This window comes from Pantoea sp. ME81, from assembly GCF_903970985.1.
Lineage (GTDB): Bacteria > Pseudomonadota > Gammaproteobacteria > Enterobacterales > Enterobacteriaceae > Pantoea > Pantoea communis.
Genome location: NZ_CAJCKS010000098.1, coordinates 1 through 18654, shown reverse-complemented (window position 1 = coordinate 18654; position 18654 = coordinate 1). Strand labels below are relative to the sequence as shown.

Sequence of the window (18654 nt, the reverse complement as noted above, 5' to 3'; positions counted from 1 at the left end):
CTTATCCGGCCGCCGCCCGCGAACGGCTCGACAGCCTGACGCAGCAGCTGGCCGCCGCCGACGTGCCGGTGATGGCCGAGCGCCACCGGCTTGAAGTGATTCTCATCAGCGCGCTGCTGGCCGCCGCCGCCCAGATGGCGTTCTGCGACCGCTATCTGGTGGTGCACCTCGTGCGTCCGGTGGCGAAAATCCGCGAGCACCTGAGGACCATCGCAGAGGGCGACCTCACGCGCGAGCCGGAAGACCTGGGCCGCAACTGCGTCGGGCAACTGGTGCCGCTGGTCAGGGAGATGCAGCGCAGCCTGCTGGACGCGGTGGCAGCCATCCGCGACAACGCGTTGATCCTGGACCGCGAGGCCGGGGAGATTGCGGCCGGCAACGCCGACTTATCTGACCGGACCGCTACCCAGGCCGCCGCGCTGGAGCAGACCGCGGCCAGCATGGAGGAAATCACCGCCACCGTTGCCCACAACGCCGAAAACGCCCGCGAGGCGCGTGAGTTGGCGGCCCGCACCGCCGGCACCACCCAGCGGGGCGCGGAGCTGGTGCAGACCGTGGTGGACGCCATTGGCGGCATCGCGGAGGGCTCAGAAAAAATCCGCCAGTTCACCGCGACCATCAACGGCATTTCCTTCCAGACGAACATTCTGGCACTCAATGCCGCCGTTGAGGCTGCCCGCGCCGGCGAGCAGGGACGCGGCTTTGCCGTCGTGGCCACTGAGGTGCGCGCGCTGGCGCAGCGAAGCGCGGCCGCCTCAAAGGAAATTGAGGGGCTGATTGCCGACACCGTGGCGCGAGTCAGCGACGGCCGCCGAGCCGCCGGCAGCGCCGGTGACACCATGAGCGAGGTGCTGCACGGCGTCGTCGGGGTCAACGCGCTGATTGGCCAGATAGCGCTGGCCTCGGTAGAGCAGAGCAAAGGCATAGCGCAGGTCACGCTGGCGGTCGCGGAGCTTGACCGTGTCACGCAGCAGAACGCCACCCTGGTGCAGGAAGTTACCGCCACAGCGGGCAATCTCAGCGGGCAGACGACCGCGCTGGGCGGCGCCATTACCCGGTTTACGCTGCCGGCAAAAGAGGGCTACACGGCTGCCGCAGCGTCCGCCCCGCCGGTCAGCTTACGACGGGCTACCCCGCCACCCAAAGGCGACTGGGTGGCCTTCTGGCATCATTAACACGTCGTACGCGGCGGGGGATTTTTCTCCAGCCACGCCCGAACGCGCTCGGCTTCCGGGCCCGCCTCCCGCACGGCCCGGGTCAGACGCTCCTGGGTCGTGCGCAGCTCCAGCGTCCAGAAGGTGATCTGCCATTGCTCCCGGATGTCTATGCGGCTCAGGTCGGCGGGTACCCGCCGCTGGATATAATCACGGTTTTTCATCAGGTTATCCTTTTTATCGGTACAGGGTGTGGCGGCGCCTTAAATACGGCCACCGGTAAGCCCTGCCTATCCTGGCGAATAATCATCCGGAAAATACCGGAATAATCCTTCTGTCAGGATTTCGTAAAAAAAGGAGAGGATTCTTGGTCGTATGGATAATATGCCCGTTAGGCTGTTTGTCTGATTTGACTTAGCAGAATAAAAATAAATGAAGTGCCTGCTGATAATTATCCCGTAGACAATTCATGACGCATTGAACTATAAGGTTAATGTTAAGATAATGTAATGAATTGGGGCGAGCCCCGGTATTTTTATTCTGACGGTCCGTTGTGATCCGCCAGTCGGAAAGGAGTGTCTTCTGGGAAATCAACTTTTGTACCGGCCCGTTGCGGTCGGTTCCGACGTCCGCGAGCTCAGGCTTGCTGCTGGCCTGTCGCAGGAGGCCGCCGCAGAGCGGTTTGAGCTCAGCCTGCGCGTCTGGCAGATGAAGGAGGCGGCAAAAAATCCCGCCCCCCTCAGCCAGGGGGAGTATGAACTCCTGCTGCTGCTCGCCGGGCGTCATCCGCATTATGCCCTTGTGCCGCAAAAGAAAAAGTAGCAGGCTCTGTCCGCTGACGGCTCGCTGAAGTTCAGTCGGGCGCGGCCGATAAGAGGATAAGGACATGAGCGGTAAATACTACTACGCGGTGCGGCGCGGACGCACCGCGCTCCAGGAAGTGCATTGCGCGGGGTGTGTCGAACTGGCTGAGGCCGGCGGAGTCCGCTTTATTGGCACGTTTTACTCGCTCAGGCATGGGCTTCAGTCCGCGCGCCTGCGGCACCCCGACTGCGTGATCTGCCTGCGGTGCGCCGCCCTGCAGCGCTGAACGCGGCCAGGAATGGTCCTGAAATGACGTTTTTGTGACGCCGGTATAGCCGGGCGTCACTGTTACCCCTGACCCTGCCCGCGGCGGCGGGGCAGCCTGACGGACCTTTCTTCCGGCGGCGGGGCCGCAGGTATTTCTGCGGCCCCGTCTGATTGAACGTGTCCCCTTTTTGCTGTGTCATGCCGGCCACAGCTCATTCGACCTCTGGGGGGACAGACCCTGAAACGCCCGACATCAGACAACGAGGTTGCCCGCCTCGCGGCGCTGGCATCCTATCAGCAGGCGGATACGCTGCCGGAAAACGCGCTGGACCGCCTCACCACGCTCGCCGCGCGCCTTTTTCGCGTACCCACCGCCTTCGTTTCGCTGATTGATGACCAGCGGCAGCTTTTTGCATCCCGCTACGGGCTGAATATCACCGGCACCGCCCGCAGCGTCGCCTTCTGCGACCACACGCTGGCGCAGGGGGAGATCCTCTGCGTGCCCGACGCCCTGGCCGATCCGCGCTTTTGCGACAGCCCGCTGGTGCATGGCTACCCGCACATCCGCTTCTACGCGGGGATCCCGCTGACTACCCCGGACGGGCACCATATCGGTACCGTGTGCCTGACCGACACGCAGCCGCGCCCGCCGCTCACGGACGATGACCGGCAGCACCTGGCCGACATTGCTGTGCTGGTGATGGACCGGATGGAGGTTCACCGGCTCGAGCTGCTGCGCCACGCCAGCCAGCAGCGGCTGGAGTCCATCTCGGCCACTTCCCCGGACGCCATCATCTGCACCGACCTGTGCCGGGGAATCACCTTCTGGAACCCGGCCGCCACTGCGATGTTCGGTTACGGGCCGGAGGAGATGGCGGGCCAGTACGTGGCCGGGCTTATTCCCGAGCGCTGCCAGACCGACTACCGCAACGAGCTGGATCGCCTGACGGCCGACGAGGCGGCGATTTCGCAGCCACGCACGCTGCAGATATGGGGGCTCAGGCGCGACGGCCGGGAATTTCCGGCCGACGTATCGTTCTCCGGCTGGCGGGAGGGCGGAGAACGCCTGGTGGGGATGATCATCCGCGACGTCACCGCCCGGCACGAGAGCGAGGCCCGTCTCTGCGAACTCGCCTCACTGGACATGCTGACGCGGCTGGCCAGCCGCGGTGCGTTTATGCAGCAACTGGGGCAGCTGACGGAGGCCGGCGTGCCTTATACCCTGCTGATGATCGATCTGGACGGCTTCAAGGAAGTCAATGACACGCTCGGGCACGCCGCCGGCGACGCGCTGCTCTGTCACGTGGCGGAGCAGATCCGACAGGCGTGCCCCGGGGCGGTTACCGCCGCCCGGCTCGGCGGCGACGAGTTTATCATCCTGCTGCCGGGCGGAAGTAGCGGTGCCGGCCTGACGGCGGAGCGCCTGATTGCCGCCGTGCAGACGCCTTTCAGCTATCACGGCTCACCTGTGATAGTCGGCGCCAGCACCGGCATTGCCGCCTTTCCTGAACACGGAGAGGACACGTCGGCCGTGATGTCGGCGGCGGATCTGGCGCTCTACCGGGCAAAGGCCTCGGGCAAGGGCTGCAGCGTCCTGTTCCGGCCCGAATTCCTGGCGGCGGAGCAGCGCCGCCGGCGCTTTGAGCGCGAGCTGGAAACCGCGGTGCGCCAGCAGCAGTTCATTCTGCACTACCAGCCTCGCTATGACGCCGGCAGCGGCCGCCTGCTAGGCTGCGAGGCACTGGTGCGCTGGCAGCATCCTGCCCGCGGCCTGCTGCTGCCCGCTGATTTTATTGAGATGCTGGTGAAAAGCCCGCTGTCCGTGACACTTGGTGAATGGATTATCCGCACCGCACTGTCGCAGGTCCGCCAGTGGCAGGTCCGCTGCCCGGAGCTTCGGGTCAGCGTTAACCTGTTCCCGCGTCAGCTTTCCGGACCCGGGCTGGAAAGCGTGCTGCGCGAGTCGGCAGGCGGCGACGCCGCCTTTGTGGACCTGGAGGTTGACGAGCCGCTGCTGACGGGGCTCGTAGAGGAGATGCCGGCACAGTTTGCGGCCATCCGGCGCACGGGAGCCGCATTTGTTATCGATCACTACGGTCGGACGCTGGGCGCAATCAGCCTGCTGCGGCACGGCTTCGTCAGCGGCTTCAAGATTGACAAGTCGCTGACCCTCGAGCTCGGCACCAGCATGCGCGTGCGGATGATGTTCCGGGCCATCGCGGCGCTGGGGAAAAGCCTCGGGCTCAGCGTAGCGGCGGAGGGGGTGGAGGATGCGGGGCAGCGGGCGTTCGTGACAGGCGCCCAGTGCGACATCATGCAGGGCAACGGGCTCTGCAGGCCCCTGACCGCAGCGGCGTTTGAAGCGCTGCTTGCCGCGGAAGACGACAGCATAACGGTGATGGACAGCTGATGAAACGGTGCCCTCAGCGGCCCATCAGCCGGTGCGCCAGCTTATCGAGTAGCAGGAAGGGCAGCGAGCCCAGAAACAGCAGGCCCCGGCCGACCCTGCGTAGGGCACTGCTTTCAGGACAACAGGCCTCGCCGTTCCTGCTGAGCGTCAGCCGCTCATAGTTTGCCAGCTCGTAGTTGGTGCCGGGTGCCTGGCTGAGCAGGACCTTCAGGGCCGCCTCCGGGCTTTCGGCTGTCAGGCTGCTGTCCCACCGGTGGTGTAGGCGCAGACCGGCTACCGTCAGCGGCGGGTCGTCCCTTCGTGCCTCAGCGCCAATCCCCTCGCGCAGCCGGCGCTGCCGCGCCTCCTCCACCGGGGATAACGGCTCAGACGGATTAAGGCTCTGAAGCTCAACCCGGTTAGCCGCCGGCAGCGTGGCGGCCCATGCGGCAAGCTGCTGCAAAAGCCAGGTGCCTATGCCGCATCCGCGCAGCGGCGGGGCCAGCACCAGGCCGCCGGGTGCCATTGCCACGCGTCCCGGCAGGCCGCGCCAGCCAAGGGTGAACACCGCGCTGACGGTTCCCGGAAGGGCGCCACGCGGCAGGGCAGACAGCAGGTGCCAGGTGAGCCTGAGTGTGCGCCCGGTTCTGGAGCCTGCGAAAGGCGGGGCTTCCCGGGCAGACACCAGCAGGCGAAACGGCGCGTCAGTTTGAATGCCAGCGGGTAGCCGGCAAATCGTCAGGACGTGTTCCGTGACGGGTGCAGATTGTGCGGCTGCGGACATGGAGCACCTCCTGATGATATTCAGGGTATCCTGATGCCGTCCGGTGGTGCTGTACAGCTGAGAGTGGGCTCAAGGGCTTAATTCAGCGAAATCTGGACCCTGGAGATATATTTATGCACGGGTGAGAATAAAATAAGCAGAACCAGAGAATTCCTGACATGATTTTTCCAGGGTTGCATTAAGGTAGGCCTGTGCACCCGGCCACGCAGAGGGCCGTCCGTGACGCCAGCAGTTCGCCTCTCAGGACCCATGGTCCGCTTTACACAGCCAGCGTCAGGCCGGCTATGTGAAATCCAGCGTTGCTCCCGGGACTGAATACCCCGGGAGATTTTTTATATCCTTCCTGCCCGCCATTCCTCCGACTCTGTCTGAAACGCGGGAGACACATTTGTGACACAGCGCATGCTTCTCCTGACCACAGGGTGCCGGGGGGATATCCGTGCATGCTAAAGTCTGTTTAGGAGCGGGAAAACCATGCCTTCATGCACAGAGGAGACGTCATAATGAAAAACGGTGCCACGCCCTATCGTGAAGCGCTGATACGCCTGAGCGCGCTCAGGATCCGTTACCGGCGGGCAAGCCGCAACCCGGCGGCCGGAATGGTGGACCTCGCGGCGCTGATGTCCGAGCTGGAGGAGGCCGAACAGGACGTGGAGCGATATGAAAAACAGTAAGCATCACAGAAGACCGGGCTAAAGTTTTTCAGCGGATAGCCGATAACATGAAGGTGGTTAATCCGATGGCCACACTCCACGACACGAGTAAGTCCGTTTATCTCATTGATGTTTTCAGGGGCTGACCCGCCCCTGTTTTTTTAACGTCTGTTCAGCCTTCCTGCGCTCTGTCTTCAGTAATGAAGATCTTTCCCGTACCCTGAATTTCCAACCTATCTGACCAAAATTTTTTCTGAACACTAAGTTCTGCTCTTCTGTGTTGCCTGTAAGGCGGACATTAAGATCAGCATCGTGGGAAAGGGTTCAGAATCCGGGCGCTGGCGGTCCCGTACAGGAATTAACTGTGCAGGCAGCGTAATAAAAAAATGGCTTCCGGGAGGAAGCCATCAGCACAATCAGTCGCAGTATCAGATGTGTACCCTGATGAGGCACATTAAAGTTATCGGCACCTTGCTCCGAAACCTGAGTGCAGCCGGCATTTTTTATAAACCTGCCAGGCAACACGCTTTTGATAAGCAGGTCCCGGCGGGTTTAGGAACATCAGTAACCTCCGCCCCCTAAATCAAATAAAACGTAAATTCTGCCTCAGAAGCTCTTCCAGTTATCATCCCCCACTGACGCAACGGCAGGGGTGGGGCGTAATAAAGCAGCCCTCCGTACCGGCCGGACAGCCTGAGCGTCCAGTGTGCCTGCCTGGCCCGAGTCCGGAACCAGCGTAAAGTTACTCACCAGCTTGTTCAGCGCCGCCGCCTGTTCCATCAGCGAACGTGACGCGGCCGAAGCTTCTTCAACCAGCGCAGCATTCTGTTGTGTTACGTCATCCATTTGATTCACGGCAATATGGACCTGCCCGATACCCTGAGACTGTTCACTGGCGGCAACGGATATCTCATCGACAAGATCGGTGACCTGCCGCACGGCATCGTTCATGCGGGACATATTCTCCCCTACGCCCTCAGCCTGCGTCGCTCCGGCTTCGACAAAGCCCATGGATGACTCAATCAGCCCCTTGATTTCGCGGGCGGAGGAGGATGAACGCTGCGCGAGGTTACGGACCTCTCCCGCCACCACCGCGAAGCCGCGGCCCTGTTCCCCTGCGCGCGCGGCTTCGACGGCAGCGTTCAGGGCCAGAATGTTGGTCTGAAATGCAATGCCTTCAATCAGCCCGATAATATCCGTGATTTTTGCTGAGCTCCCCCTGATGTCACCCATTGTATCCAGAAGCGTGCGTACCCGCCCGGCGCTGTCCTCTGAAATATCACGGGCATTCTTCGCCAGCTGGCTGGCAAGCTGAGTGTTTTCAGCGGTCTGACGCACGGTTTCACTCAATTCTGACATGCTTGCCGCCGTCTGCTCCAGCGAGGCAGCCTGCTCCTCGGTTCGTGATGAGAGGTCCTCATTACCGGCTGCTATCTGCGCAGAGGCAGTGCTGACCGACTGTGCAGAGGCCTCCACCTTCGTCAGCGAGGCTGAGACGTTTTCAATAAGATGATTAAACGCTTTTGCGGTCAGGCCGATTTCATCCCGGCGCGACTCGTCGACCCTGAGCGTCAGGTCAAGCCGCTGGCTGGCGTTTTCCATAGTCTGCCGCATGCCGTTGAGTTGCCCGCGGATACCGAAAACCGTTTTGAGCGCAAAGAAGGCCAGAATAGCAATGGCCAGTGCGGAGCCCCCTATTAAGCTCCAGACTGTCACCTGATAAGTCCGGTCATTTTCCTGACGCAGGGTGCTGCCGATGTCCACGTTAAGTTTGAGCTGTTTCTGGTAGCCTGCAATCAACTGGCGGGCGGCTTCGCCAATACCGTTATTGCTCTGGAGCGCCCCCAGTGCAATGGCGTCATTCTGTGCGCGTGAGCCAGCAAGAAATTCCGGAAGCGAGGATTCAACCTGTTTGATGGTGGAGAACGCTCTCTCTGTCAACTGCCGGTCCTCCTCGTTCGATATGTCATTATTCAGGTAATAGTTGTTCAGTGATTTAATATTACTTATAGCTTCATCGATTTTCTTTTCGACTTCAGCCTGTCGCCGCGGATCTGTTGCGCTCTGGTGGCGGTAGAGCCAGATAATGAGGGAATTACTGCCGTCTACCAGTTTTCCCAGATCCAGCAATGACGCAACGGTATTTTCCTGCACATACTGAAAGCGGGACTGAAATCCACCGGCAACCATGACGGCCACAATGACCATCGCGACCAGCGCGGCAGAGAGAAGTGAGAAGGTGAGCAACAATCGCTGTGTAATCGTCATCTGTAATTCCTGCCATTGTAAGTGACTGATAATTTATGAAATCTGAAAATAATAAAAACTTTCAGCATATTTATCGGCAGAAATGCAGGAAACGTTATTTCAAATTAAGCAGACCCGCGTCGCACGGGTATCGCGTTTTCCCCCATTGACCAGCCACCACCGCCCGGACTGGATGGACGGAGCTGCAGGGGCAGATAAATGGATGCTGTGACTATGGGTAAGTGTCGCTGCAGAGCAAGAGGCCTGCTGCTTCTTTTACCTCCGACCTTCTGACTGATAAGCTGCTGACAGGCCGCTAAAGCGGCATTCACAGCACAGGCTTAGCACTGCTCGCCCGTCTGAATATCGGCTTCAGTAGCCTGCTGACCGCCGCTACAATTCTCAGTAAGCTGATAATAGCAGGCTCTGCCTACGCCAGTATGCTCATATGCATCAGATTCAAACGGAAGAAACGCGGATGAAAGACTCAGAAGATGAACTGACAGAATCCCTCTACTGGGAGGCTTGCCGGATTACCGGCATGATTTGCCTGAATCTGGCCGACCGGGGCCAGCAGACCGATCGTAATCGATTGATCCGGGAGCTGGTCAAGCTCGTAAAAGCCAGCGAAAAGGAAAATGAAGTCTGTAATCCCTCGCTGATTTTCGCGATTGAACAGCTCCGGGGCGACGACCCGGATGAAGTCAGACTTCACAGCTGAATCGGGTGCAGACTAAACAGACTACTCCGGGCAGGGATGGTGTCATAAGATACCGCATTTCAGTGCCAATCTTTTTTGTGGTCCTGCATGAAGGATGCCTCTTATGGATAACGACAATCTGAACGTCAGTCACCTGGCCTGGTGCGGGTTGATTGCATTGCACACTGCCCGCCGCGACGGGGTCGCGACCTCCCCCGCGCAGGACAACCTCTTTCTGACTCGCTGGCTGGCTACCGCCGAGAAGCAGCGGCGTTTTCCCCGGGAGCTTGCCAGCGACATCAGCTGGCTGCTGAAAGAAGGGCGGGTGAAGGGACTGCGTGCCGACCTGCCCGGCAAGCTCGACTATCTGTGGCGCGCCGGCAACGGCAACCTGCAGGGGCAGAACGACCTGTTCCGGTTGCAGCACGCCCTGCACGCGGTGAAACTGACCGGATGGATTTACATGGTGCTGGCAGAGAGTGAATGGCGCGGCCGCCGGCAGCTTCGCCTGAGCCCTTCGGTATCGGGCATTTACCTGAACCGTCACGCGCTCGACGCCGGCTTTGACGAGCACGGCCGCCAGCGCATACCCCTGCCCGCGCGCATCACCGGCGAGCTTTACGCGCTCGATAAGCTGCTGCAGCGATCGGGCTGGCGCCGGGAAGCGGCCAGAAGTGCCGATGAACATCTGCACCTCCTCCTCGCGGACGGGTTCCGGGCAGCGTGAGACCTGAACAGAAATGGTCACGGAGGTCACAGACTAGAGTGAACATGCGCGCCGGCTCAGGTTTCAGGGCGGGCGGCCGATAATACCTGCGTAGTCAGAATAATAAATCGTTTTTTTTATTCCCTGAACGGGGAGCCGCCCGGCGGCACCCCACTTTTTTGGACGGCGTCCACGTGCGCGATCGCCAGGACAGGAACCACAGTATGAACAGGCATGAAGTCACGTCTCACCTGTTTCGCAGCGCGGGTTACGATCCGACCAGCGGCGTACTGGAACTGGAGTACCGGAACGGCGCGTGCCGTCGCTGGCTCGCGGTGCCGGCAAAGGTGTATCAGGCGTTCTGCGCGGCCGCGGACGCTGACGCATTTTTCAGGAGCAGCATCGAGGGCCGCTATATTTCCCTGCGGGGCAGCCTCAGCCTGCGGCGCGGCGTCTGACGCCATCATCTGCGCATACGCATCACTGGCTACGCGCCGGCCCGCGGCCACTCCGTTCTATCAGGTGGCCGTTTCCCCCCGGAAAGTAGCGTTTCAGCCATTACTGATTCGGGCATCCGGGAATAACGAGCACGGATGCTCCCGGATAACATAAGGAAAATTACGTCACGAAAAATGGATTTCACCCACAGCTGCTGGAAGATGCGGCAGCCTGATTTTCCTGGACGCTGGTATCCCGTGACGGGTTTGAGCTCACACATTAAAAATGTTTTACAGACCCGCGGACAGTCACTCCTTAACCATCCTGAGCGGAAAATCATTTTCCGGCGCTATCCGCTCGGGGAGATGCCAGCATCTGCGTTCAGCGCCTTCTGCAGCGCTGTTGCTGAACACGCGCACGCCCGTGCTGTCCGGGAAGAAAATCTCACCGGCATGATTTACAGCGTGGACCGCTTTAGCTGGAGGACGTCTTACGCCGCCGGTATCTCTGCGGCACATCTTGATTCTCCTGTTACGGTCGAGGGTGACAGCTTTCACCGGTGCGGTTCTCTCTGCCTGCGTGCTCCTCTGCCCGCGGTCGTGTTTGCCGCCCTCCCGCCACCTGAGGGTGTCCTGCGGATTGCGCACACCCGCGCCCTGGGTTTCAGCATGCCGCTCTGGTTGTCACCTCAGACAGTCAGTCGGGTTGAATCCCGCCAGTGGCTTCTGACGGGGATGTTTTTTATCCCCGTATATCCGGAGCTGACAGACCGGCACTGGAAAAAAATCATACCCAACGGCGTCTGTGCCAGAGAAAGGATAATAATGGAGAAGGACGGGGAGGCCGTGAGCCTCGATTTCCACTGGCAAAGTCGCACGCACTGAAACCTTTAAAAGAGTAAATTCCGGTGCTGCCGAGAGCATGTGTGTCAGCGGGAAAGTGCAGCAGTACTTAGGGGGAGCATGATAAAACGTGTTATATACCCGTTCTGCAAAAGCATGGTCAGGCTGCCCCCCAGATATCTGATGCAGAGCCCGTAACCGGCACCGGCAGCATATCGGACCAGATGAACATAAGGCCGCCCCAGGGGTTTCTGGCTCCTCCACACCGCTAAACCTTCCCTTTATATCAGTCAGCCCATCAGGCATGTCCCTCTTTCACTGAATGTGCCACATCCCTGACGGCTTTCTCCACGCCTTCTGAGTTTATCTGAATACTGGCAATGACCTCACCTGCCTCGCGCATGAGCGCCACGCCGTCCTTTGTGTTTGCCATACTGCCCTCTATACCACAGAGTACTTTTTTGGCCAGCAGGTTGTTATCCACCACGACCCGTTCGATTTCTTCAGTGGCAGCACTGACGCTTGCTGCAAGGTTGCGGACTTCTGCGGCGACAACGGCAAAGCTTCTGCCTGAGGCACCCGCCCTGGCTGCTTCAATAGCGGCATTCAGGGCAATCAGCCTTGTCTGCATGGCAAAGCTTCGGATTGTTTCGACCATACCGTCAATGCTGTCAGACTGACTGTTGAGTCGGGATATATCCGCTGAAACCGAGCTCATCCCAAGGGCAATCCTGTCTATCATTCTGATGCTGTTCTCGATTACGTCTGCACCTGTCTGGGCACTTCCCCGTGTCTGGACTGCCATATCCCACGCGTGCACGGCGGCATCCTGCTCTTTCTGATTTCGCAGGACCTGACCGGTAACGTCTGAAGCAAATTTCACAATTTTATACAGTTTGCCATCTGGGCTGAATACCGGATTATAGGTGGCACGTAACCAAAGCGGGGCACCACGACTATTCAGTCGTGGGAACTGGCCAGAGAAAAATTCACCCTGATTCAGTTTTTCCCAGAACTGCCGGTACTCATCACTTTTATACAGTGATTCGCTACAAAATAGCCTGTGATGCTGACCGATGACCTCCTCCCGCTGATACCCGGTGGCGCTAAGGAAGTTTTCGTTAACATCAAGTACAAGTCCGGCTGGATCGAACGTAATGACGGCCATAGAGCGGCTGATGGCATTGACGAGTGACTCCAGTTCCAGTGCTGACTGTACGCGCCCGGAAACGTCTGCGGCTATTTTGATGATTTTAAAAACCCTCCCGCGCCTGTCAGCAACGGGAATGTAGCTTGCCTCTAGCCATACGGGACGGTTGCCCTTTGCCAGCCTCATATACTTACCACTGAAGCTCTCACCGTCCGCAAGGCGCTGCCAGAAATGGCGGTATTCAGGTGTACTGATTAGCGAAGGGGCACAAAACATGCTGTGGTGGTGTCCGATTATTTCGTCGGCTCGGTAGCCCATAGTAGTAAGAAAAAGCGGGCTGGCCTTCCGGATTATTCCGGCTGGGGTGAACTCAATAACTGGCATAGCCTGCTCAAGCGCGCCTACAGAAGCGGATAAACGTGAGCGACTTAGGGAAAACAGATTTTTTAACGTATGCAGGAGCATGATATGTTCCGGATTATCCAATGACTGCTTCGGTTATCGGCAAACCGAATGTGGACATTATGTATTGCTGTGATAGTCACGGGTTACAATTGTTTCGAACTTTAACAAGATTGCTAAACACCTCCTGGAGCTAACTACTGTCTACTAACCAGATTGTCGGACACCATGAATCTGATGGCGTGCAACATGTAAGTCAGGTCAGCATACCTTCCGTGTGAGAACCTTACAGCTGTCTGAGCAACGGATGCGCTTTTAGCCAGACACGCTCTGCTCGGTGGACCTTCACCGTTTATAGCCCTTCCGCATTGGAATCTTTTCCTGATTGATATCCAACACAACTGCATACCCGTTTTCTATCCGTCCGTATCTGAAGTGACAAAACGCATGTTTCTCCTGACACTGCGAGCCGGTGTGATATGCCAGCATGGGAGAACCTCTTCATAAGCTGGAAAAAACGTGCGTTCATGAACAGAGGTGTCGTCATAACGGAAAACGGTGCCTCGCCCTAGCGTGAAGCTCTGATACGCCTGAGCGTGCTCAGGCTATGTGCCCGGTGGGCAAGCCGCAATCCGGCGGCCGGAACGATAGATCTGGCGTCACTGATGTCCGAACTGCAGGAGTCCGAACAGGAAGTGGAGCGATGTGATAAATAGTGAACATCCAAGCTTTCCGGGCAGCACCACGGAAGAGAAGGGGTTGTGATTGTGACGTCGCCCAGCCACAGGGGGCATGGTTAATATTCATGACAGGCGCCCACTGGTGATTGCCCCTGACGCCGTTCGCGAGTAATTGAGTACCAGCACGTCTCCCACTCGGCTAAAGTCCGGTGCTTATTTTGGCCTGCAGAGCGGGCAGTTGAGGCAGTATTCGACAGGGTCGGTTGCTTTGTAATAGAAACAGCAGGTGCGACGAAAGCGCACAGGCTTTCCCGCCGCGTTTAGCTGGAGAGGTCGGCGGAAGCGTTGCAGCGGGTTCCAGGACAGGCCAAAGAGAGAAGGTGAAGCCTGTCCGATCAACCAGTTAAAATCGGCATCCCTGCGCTCGTTCTGCATTTCATCGAGCCTGTCCATTCGGCCCTGATAAAGTGAAAAAACCCGCATCGCGGTATTTTCCCAGAGTATCTGTATGGGCAGTCCGCTCACTCCGGCCAGACTTTGCCAGAGCGGAGAAAGAAACCCGCGGAAAAGCGCTGACACGACTTCTTCACGCCAGGCATCTCGCTCACCGGGAAGATAGCATGTCACTAGAGTGTCTGCCGGGAGCGACGATGTCCATAGCCCGTTATCGTGAGCATACTCAAGCCGGCTGCGAGAAAGAGAGAAGGTCAGGCCACTGTCAAACACGCTCATAGCATAGAGCACATTGCCCGTCGCGAGAAATGCCAGACGTTTTGCAAACAGCGAGGCGGCTATGGCCACATCCGGTGCGCCTGTCAGCGGCATCACGAGACGTAAAAAGGCATCGCAATGTTTCGCATTGAGCACATATTCTGCCGGCATACTGCGCGCGTCGGCCGCCGCGAGGGGCCGTAAGCGGAAATTCTTCTGCAGAAAGGCTTGCTCCTCAGGCGTCAGCATGTAGCGCCCCGGGAAAAGGAATACACAGCGGCGAGCGAAAGAAAGGATCTTCAATAATCCGGCACTGCAGGTTAAACACCTTATTCACCAGCGCTTCAGTCATGATATCCCCCGGCGCACCCTGTGCATAAACCCGTCCGTCGTGTACGGCGACCAGATGGTCGGCGTAGCGGCTGGCCAGATTAAGATCGTGCAGGACCATAACGATGGTTTTACCGTGCGTCTGGTTCAGGTCGCGCAACAGTTCAAGCACCTCAATCTGATGGGCCAGATCAAGATAGGTGGTCGGCTCATCCAGCAGCAACGTATCGGTCGCCTGTGCCAGGGTCATGGCAATCCAGACGCGCTGCCGCTGCCCGCCTGATAAGGCATCCACAGGGCGATGCTGTAATGCATCAGTTCCGGTCAGGCGAAGGGCCTCGTCTACCTGCCTTTCATCTTCCGCTGACCCCTGACGTAACCAGCTCTGATACGGGAAGCGTCCCAGGCTAACGAGCTGACGTACGGAAATTCCTTCGGGTGCGATTGGGATCTGCGGCAGGATCGCCAGCCGGCGGGCGACCTGCGCCGTACTGCTGGCATGAATATCCATCCCGTCCAGTATAACGGCTCCCGACTGCGGCCTGAGAAGCCGGGCCATCGCCCGGAGCAGGGTGCTTTTACCACAGCCATTACTCCCGATCAGTACAGAGACTTTCGCCGCGGGCAGTTTGAGATCCAGCGAGTGTATGACCTGCTGCTGTGTATAGCTCACGTTCAGCTTATGAGTGGAAAGAGACACGTTTTCTCCATCAGTTTACGTACGCTGCCGGATAAGCAACGCCAGAAAAAACGGCGCGCCGACCAGCGCAACAAAGATGCCCGCCGGAAGATCTGCAGGCCGGAACAGCGTTCTGGCCAGCAGGTCAGCAGTAACCACCATGACGCCGCCGCAGCAGGCGGTGACAAACGCCTGGCCAAAAATGCCGTGACGTACAATCTGTCTGCCGAGGTGGGGCGCTATCAGGCCAACAAACGCCATGGCGCCCACCATTGCTATCGCGCCGCCGGAAAGTATCACGCAGCCCAACAATAGCAGGGCCCGCATTACATGCACCCGCACACCCAGCCCCGTGGCAAGGTCGTCGTCCAGCAGAAGCGCGCTCAGATAACGCAGCGAAAACAGCCAGAGCAGCAATGCCGCCAGATCGATGGCGAGGAGGTGACGCACCTTTTCCCAGGTCGCCGCATAAACGCTGCCGCTAAGCCATACCCATGCAGAAAAGGTGGTAGTCAGCGGGCTGAAAACAAGGGTAAGGGTAACCATTGCGCCCGCCATTGCCGAGATGCCGACGCCAGTGAGGATAAGTCGAACCGGCGTCAGGCCTCTGCGCCATGAAAGCATAAAGACCAGGCCAACCGCGCAGGTTGCGCCAGCCATCGCTGCCACCGGCATCAGCGCGCTGCCCCAGGAAATACTGAAAAAGGAAAGCCACAGCAGCGCCCCGACGCTTGCGCCGGTAGTGACGCCGAGCGTGTCCGGAGATGCCAGCGGATTACGCACTAACAGCTGCATAACCAGTCCGGCGAGTCCGAGCCCCGCGCCTGACAGCAGCGCAAGCGCCACGCGGGGTAAACGCAGTTCGTGCAGGATGAAGCTTTGTGGGGTGGCGTCAGGTTGTATCAGGAGCCACAGCGTCTGAGGTAACGGAAGGGGGACGTCGCCGGCGCTTAATGCAGCAAGCGTCATCAGCAGCGAAGCCAGCAGGCAGAGCAGCATCACCACCGGCAAGCGCCCGGCATACTGGCGGGAAAACGGACCGCAGCGTAGAACACGGTTATCAGACATGATGTCCCCTGCGCTGCGCCAGCATTATAAAAAATGGCGCGCCCATCAGCGCCGTCATGACGCCGACGGGCACTTCCTGAGGCAATATTATCACGCGCGCCACGATATCCGCCGTGAGTAACAGTAACGCACCGAGCAATGCGCAGGCCGGCAGCATCAGGCGCAGGTCACTGCCAAACAGCTGGCGGGCGATATGTGGCACTATCAGCCCGACGAAACCGATACTCCCGGCCAGTGCGACGGCGTTTCCCGCCAGTCCCACGACCAGCAGGCTGGCGAGGAGGCGAACCCGGACGATGTTTTGTCCAAGGCCGGTAGCAATTTCCTCGCCGGCACGCAGTACATTCATGTGTCTGGCAGACAGGCACGCGACGACTGTCAGCAGCGTTCCGGGAAGCAGCATCGCATAGATATGAGGCAGGTCATGACCCGACAGGCTCCCGGCCAGCCAGAACAGCATCGTATCAAGCGTCTCCTGATCGATAACGAGGATTGCCTGGGTAATGGCATTACACAGCGCGGTTATCGCCACCCCAGCCAGCACCAGCCGGAGTGGATTATCCCGTCCGTTACCTGCCCGGCTGGCGAACCACACCATTGCGCTGGCAGCACACGCCCCGAAAAATGCCAGTAAAAGTGTCTGCCAGGGGGTGTTAAAGGAAAAAACGCTGCCGGCCAGCACAACTGTCAGCGCCGCGCCCGCATTGATGCCGAACAGCCCGGGCGATGCCACAGGATTGCGGGTCAGCGCCTGCATCAGTCCGCCTGCCACTGCAAGAAAAGCCCCCACACACATGGCCAGCCATGTGCGTGGCAACCGGGATGTGCGAATGATGGCGTCAGCCGCACGGAGGGGATCGGAGTGAAACAAAGCGTCAGCCACTTGCGACAGCGGGTAGAAGCGCACTCCGGCCATGACGCTGACCACCATCATCAGCGCCAGAAGGGCACAGCAGAACAGAAAGCGTGCTTTCACGATGCCCCCCGGCTCAGCGCCAGCTCTGTGTCAGTGAGGATCTGATTTGCGCCAATTATGCCACCGGACAGACTCCAGGAAACGCTGTCAACCGGCCATAACTGTCGCGCTTTCACGGCGCGCAGTTGCTGCCAGAGCGGATGCGCGGTTATCACCCGGTACTGACGCAGAATGGCAGGGCTGTCCGCCCGGAGCAGAATGAAAAAGATATCGGCATCCAGCAACGGCAGGTTCTCCATGCTGGAAAAGCGCAACGACGTGCCGCGCGTCTGCGCAGCCTGCCCGTTCCAGTCAAAACCAATTTCGGACATCACCGAGCCAGAAAAGCTTTGTGGAGCGTAGCTGCGTATGTGGTCGGGGCGGACTTCAATGACGGATACCCGGGGTCTGGCCTGTTCACCGAACCGTTCTCTCATTAGGGTCTGAAGGGCGACAATCCGGGAGTCCCAGCGCTGAAGCAGGTCTCTGGCCTCATTGACCTTTGAAAGTTTTTCTGCGACGACTGTCAGCGTTTTTTTAAACTCATAAACGTCATCGAGCAGCACCACGGGTGCAATCTTTTCCATCAGCGGCGCAACATCCTGGTGGCGGAAACGGGAAGCAAAAATGATATCGGGCCTGAGCAGCGCTATTTTTTCAAGCGCCGGCTGGGTTTCCAGGCCTAACTGCGGCACGCCTGAAAACTGGTTTCGCAGGTAACGGTAAACCGGCTTTTCAGCCCAGGATTCAACGATCCCGCAGGGCGTAATGCCGAGTGCCGCCAGGCTGTCAGTGGCGCCCTGAAACAGCGAAACGGCTCGCCGTGCGGGCGTTTGTTCAGCCAGCAGGCCGGGTGAAACGCTGCATAACAGCAGCGCCTGCAGCCAGCGCCGGCGAAGAGGCGAAAAGTAAAACTGTTTTTCCATCGTCAGGTTTACCACCCCGGAAGCGGGGCGGCCGTAATCAGAAGTCAAGACTGTAGCCGAGCGTGGCCGTGCGCCCCCTCCCGGCAAAATAGCGGTCAGGATCAACGGAGGCGCTCTGCGAATAATAAGTGATGTATTTTTTATTCAGCAGGTTGGAAATGCCCAGGCTCAGCTGTCCCCGGGGAAGCTTGTAACCCACGGCTGCATCCACCAGTGTGTAACCGGAGAAATCCTTTTCCTCATCGTCGAATTTTTTGCTCATAGCCCAGTTGGCCTGCAGGAAGGTACTCAGCTCCGCATTCCAGTTTGCTGACCAGCTGGCGATGATACGGTCCGGCGCGATATTCAGGCCGTCAAGTTTAGCATCCAGGCTGCCGTTTTCATCGCTGTCGTAACGGCCGCGCATGTGCGACCAGGCGAGCGTGAGCTTGTGATCCGCATTAGGGCTGTAGCCCGCGTTGACCTCCACGCCATCGATTTGCGTTTTTTCCCGGCGGGCGACGAATGCGTCATCAACCAGTTCCACGCGGCTTCCGAGCTTTGAAGAAGAACGGTAGTAGCTTGCTTCAAAATCAAAGGGCGCCTGCTGAATGCGGAAGCCCGCCTCGCTGTTTTTGGTGACGATCGGGTTCAGCCCGTTGTAATATCTCGGCCCTGTTCAGCAGGTATCCACTCAGGCTGCATCATCGCGCAGGCGCAAAATGCTTACGCAGCAGTGTCTGATGCAGTCCACTATAACCCTCTATTTTATCGGGCTTTTGCTCACTTC

The 18654-nt window shown here is 58.9% G+C and carries 18 protein-coding genes and 2 pseudogenes; 10 read left to right on the top strand and 10 right to left on the bottom strand.

Annotated features, from left to right (window positions below; genetic code table 11):
* Nucleotides 1-1175, top strand: a 1175-nt coding sequence (locus H7A81_RS17260; protein ID WP_255478988.1) for a methyl-accepting chemotaxis protein, incomplete at its 5' end; no start/stop codon positions are given.
* Here the strand turns inward: H7A81_RS17260 and H7A81_RS17255 are convergent.
* On the bottom strand, nt 1172-1378 hold the full coding sequence (locus tag H7A81_RS17255) for a DUF3606 domain-containing protein (RefSeq protein ID WP_182058167.1): 207 nt from the start codon (nt 1376-1378) through the stop codon (nt 1172-1174). The two genes, H7A81_RS17260 and H7A81_RS17255, sit on opposite strands and share 4 nt — an antisense overlap.
* 358 nt (nt 1379-1736) lie before the next feature.
* Between H7A81_RS17255 and H7A81_RS17250 the strand changes: the two genes are divergently transcribed.
* The 3 genes from H7A81_RS17250 to H7A81_RS17240 all read left to right on the top strand — a co-directional run bounded on the left by H7A81_RS17250 (nt 1737) and on the right by H7A81_RS17240 (nt 4635).
* Nucleotides 1737-1976 carry a hypothetical protein gene (locus tag H7A81_RS17250; RefSeq protein WP_039328794.1) on the top strand — a complete coding sequence of 80 codons (240 nt, stop codon included), beginning with the start codon at nt 1737-1739 and terminating at the stop codon, nt 1974-1976.
* A 64-nt stretch (nt 1977-2040) separates the two neighbouring features.
* On the top strand, nt 2041-2244 hold the full coding sequence (locus H7A81_RS17245; protein WP_182058165.1) for a hypothetical protein: 204 nt from the start codon (nt 2041-2043) through the stop codon (nt 2242-2244).
* Nucleotides 2245-2508: 264 nt separating this feature from the next.
* A complete protein-coding gene (locus H7A81_RS17240) occupies nt 2509-4635 on the top strand; it encodes a bifunctional diguanylate cyclase/phosphodiesterase (RefSeq protein WP_255478990.1) in 2127 nt (708 codons plus the stop codon).
* Between the two features lie 13 nt (nt 4636-4648).
* On the opposite strand, the gene H7A81_RS17235 is transcribed toward H7A81_RS17240, so the two are convergent.
* On the bottom strand, nt 4649-5398 hold the full coding sequence (locus H7A81_RS17235) for a GNAT family N-acetyltransferase (protein ID WP_182058163.1): 750 nt from the start codon (nt 5396-5398) through the stop codon (nt 4649-4651).
* Between the two features lie 503 nt (nt 5399-5901).
* Between H7A81_RS17235 and H7A81_RS17230 the strand changes: the two genes are divergently transcribed.
* On the top strand, nt 5902-6072 hold the full coding sequence (locus H7A81_RS17230) for a hypothetical protein (protein ID WP_166936816.1): 171 nt from the start codon (nt 5902-5904) through the stop codon (nt 6070-6072).
* 585 nt (nt 6073-6657) lie between these two features.
* On the opposite strand, the gene H7A81_RS17225 is transcribed toward H7A81_RS17230, so the two are convergent.
* Nucleotides 6658-8319: a methyl-accepting chemotaxis protein gene (locus H7A81_RS17225; RefSeq protein ID WP_182058161.1), complete on the bottom strand. Its 1662-nt coding sequence runs from the start codon at nt 8317-8319 to the stop codon at nt 6658-6660.
* Nucleotides 8320-8776: 457 nt separating this feature from the next.
* On the opposite strand from H7A81_RS17225, the gene H7A81_RS17220 reads away from it, so the two are divergent.
* The 4 genes from H7A81_RS17220 to H7A81_RS17205 all read left to right on the top strand — a co-directional run bounded on the left by H7A81_RS17220 (nt 8777) and on the right by H7A81_RS17205 (nt 11026).
* Nucleotides 8777-9019, top strand: a complete 243-nt coding sequence (locus H7A81_RS17220) for a DUF2767 family protein (RefSeq protein ID WP_039328789.1) — start codon at nt 8777-8779, stop codon at nt 9017-9019.
* 103 nt (nt 9020-9122) lie between these two features.
* Complete coding sequence (locus H7A81_RS17215) at nt 9123-9725, top strand: DUF2913 family protein (protein ID WP_182058160.1); 603 nt, start codon at nt 9123-9125, stop codon at nt 9723-9725.
* Nucleotides 9726-9928: 203 nt separating this feature from the next.
* Nucleotides 9929-10162 carry a KTSC domain-containing protein gene (locus tag H7A81_RS17210; protein ID WP_039328784.1) on the top strand — a complete coding sequence of 78 codons (234 nt, stop codon included), beginning with the start codon at nt 9929-9931 and terminating at the stop codon, nt 10160-10162.
* Nucleotides 10163-10297: 135 nt separating this feature from the next.
* Nucleotides 10298-11026, top strand: a complete 729-nt coding sequence (locus H7A81_RS17205; RefSeq protein WP_182058158.1) for a hypothetical protein — start codon at nt 10298-10300, stop codon at nt 11024-11026.
* 256 nt (nt 11027-11282) lie between these two features.
* Here H7A81_RS17205 and H7A81_RS17200 read toward each other — a convergent pair whose 3' ends face one another.
* Nucleotides 11283-12599, bottom strand: coding sequence for a PAS domain-containing methyl-accepting chemotaxis protein (locus H7A81_RS17200; RefSeq protein ID WP_255478987.1), 1317 nt, complete (start codon nt 12597-12599; stop codon nt 11283-11285).
* A gap of 689 nt (nt 12600-13288) precedes the next feature.
* On the opposite strand from H7A81_RS17200, the pseudogene H7A81_RS27990 reads away from it, so the two are divergent.
* A pseudogene (locus H7A81_RS27990) lies at nt 13289-13385 on the top strand (SOS response-associated peptidase); the annotation flags it as partial.
* A gap of 44 nt (nt 13386-13429) precedes the next feature.
* On the opposite strand, the gene H7A81_RS17195 reads toward H7A81_RS27990, so the two are convergent.
* The 6 genes and pseudogenes from H7A81_RS17195 to H7A81_RS17170 form a co-directional block, all read right to left on the bottom strand.
* Nucleotides 13430-14176, bottom strand: coding sequence for a (2Fe-2S)-binding protein (locus H7A81_RS17195; protein WP_182058156.1), 747 nt, complete (start codon nt 14174-14176; stop codon nt 13430-13432).
* Nucleotides 14163-14957 (bottom strand): ABC transporter ATP-binding protein, encoded by a 795-nt coding sequence (locus H7A81_RS17190; RefSeq protein ID WP_182058154.1) that lies wholly within the window; start codon nt 14955-14957, stop codon nt 14163-14165. The genes H7A81_RS17195 and H7A81_RS17190 overlap by 14 nt, the downstream gene beginning before the upstream one ends.
* Before the next feature lie 15 nt (nt 14958-14972).
* The gene (locus H7A81_RS17185) at nt 14973-16004 is read right to left on the bottom strand and encodes an iron ABC transporter permease (protein ID WP_182058152.1); all 1032 of its coding nucleotides are present in this window, start codon (nt 16002-16004) and stop codon (nt 14973-14975) included.
* Complete coding sequence (locus tag H7A81_RS17180; RefSeq protein WP_220458109.1) at nt 15997-16980, bottom strand: iron ABC transporter permease; 984 nt, start codon at nt 16978-16980, stop codon at nt 15997-15999. The genes H7A81_RS17185 and H7A81_RS17180 overlap by 8 nt, the downstream gene beginning before the upstream one ends.
* Nucleotides 16977-17885: an ABC transporter substrate-binding protein gene (locus tag H7A81_RS17175; RefSeq protein WP_182058150.1), complete on the bottom strand. Its 909-nt coding sequence runs from the start codon at nt 17883-17885 to the stop codon at nt 16977-16979. Before H7A81_RS17175 ends, H7A81_RS17180 begins: the two co-directional genes overlap by 4 nt.
* 37 nt (nt 17886-17922) lie before the next feature.
* Nucleotides 17923-18528: pseudogene (locus H7A81_RS17170) on the bottom strand (TonB-dependent receptor domain-containing protein); the annotation flags it as partial.
* Nucleotides 18529-18654: the final 126 nt, after the last annotated feature.

Excerpts from the sequence above, each read along its gene's own strand:
- H7A81_RS17255 (WP_182058167.1), bottom strand. The coding sequence starts at position 1,378 with ATGAAAAACCGTGATTATATCCAGCGGCGGGTACCCGCCGACCTGAGC.
- H7A81_RS17245 (WP_182058165.1), top strand. The coding sequence starts at position 2,041 with ATGAGCGGTAAATACTACTACGCGGTGCGGCGCGGACGCACCGCGCTC.
- H7A81_RS17235 (WP_182058163.1), bottom strand. The coding sequence starts at position 5,398 with ATGTCCGCAGCCGCACAATCTGCACCCGTCACGGAACACGTCCTGACG.
- H7A81_RS17230 (WP_166936816.1), top strand. The coding sequence starts at position 5,902 with ATGAAAAACGGTGCCACGCCCTATCGTGAAGCGCTGATACGCCTGAGC.
- H7A81_RS17225 (WP_182058161.1), bottom strand. The coding sequence starts at position 8,319 with ATGACGATTACACAGCGATTGTTGCTCACCTTCTCACTTCTCTCTGCC.
- H7A81_RS17220 (WP_039328789.1), top strand. The coding sequence starts at position 8,777 with ATGAAAGACTCAGAAGATGAACTGACAGAATCCCTCTACTGGGAGGCT.
- H7A81_RS17215 (WP_182058160.1), top strand. The coding sequence starts at position 9,123 with ATGGATAACGACAATCTGAACGTCAGTCACCTGGCCTGGTGCGGGTTG.
- H7A81_RS17210 (WP_039328784.1), top strand. The coding sequence starts at position 9,929 with ATGAACAGGCATGAAGTCACGTCTCACCTGTTTCGCAGCGCGGGTTAC.
- H7A81_RS17205 (WP_182058158.1), top strand. The coding sequence starts at position 10,298 with ATGCTCCCGGATAACATAAGGAAAATTACGTCACGAAAAATGGATTTC.
- H7A81_RS17200 (WP_255478987.1), bottom strand. The coding sequence starts at position 12,599 with ATGCTCCTGCATACGTTAAAAAATCTGTTTTCCCTAAGTCGCTCACGT.
- H7A81_RS17195 (WP_182058156.1), bottom strand. The coding sequence starts at position 14,176 with ATGCTGACGCCTGAGGAGCAAGCCTTTCTGCAGAAGAATTTCCGCTTA.
- H7A81_RS17185 (WP_182058152.1), bottom strand. The coding sequence starts at position 16,004 with ATGTCTGATAACCGTGTTCTACGCTGCGGTCCGTTTTCCCGCCAGTAT.
- H7A81_RS17175 (WP_182058150.1), bottom strand. The coding sequence starts at position 17,885 with ATGGAAAAACAGTTTTACTTTTCGCCTCTTCGCCGGCGCTGGCTGCAG.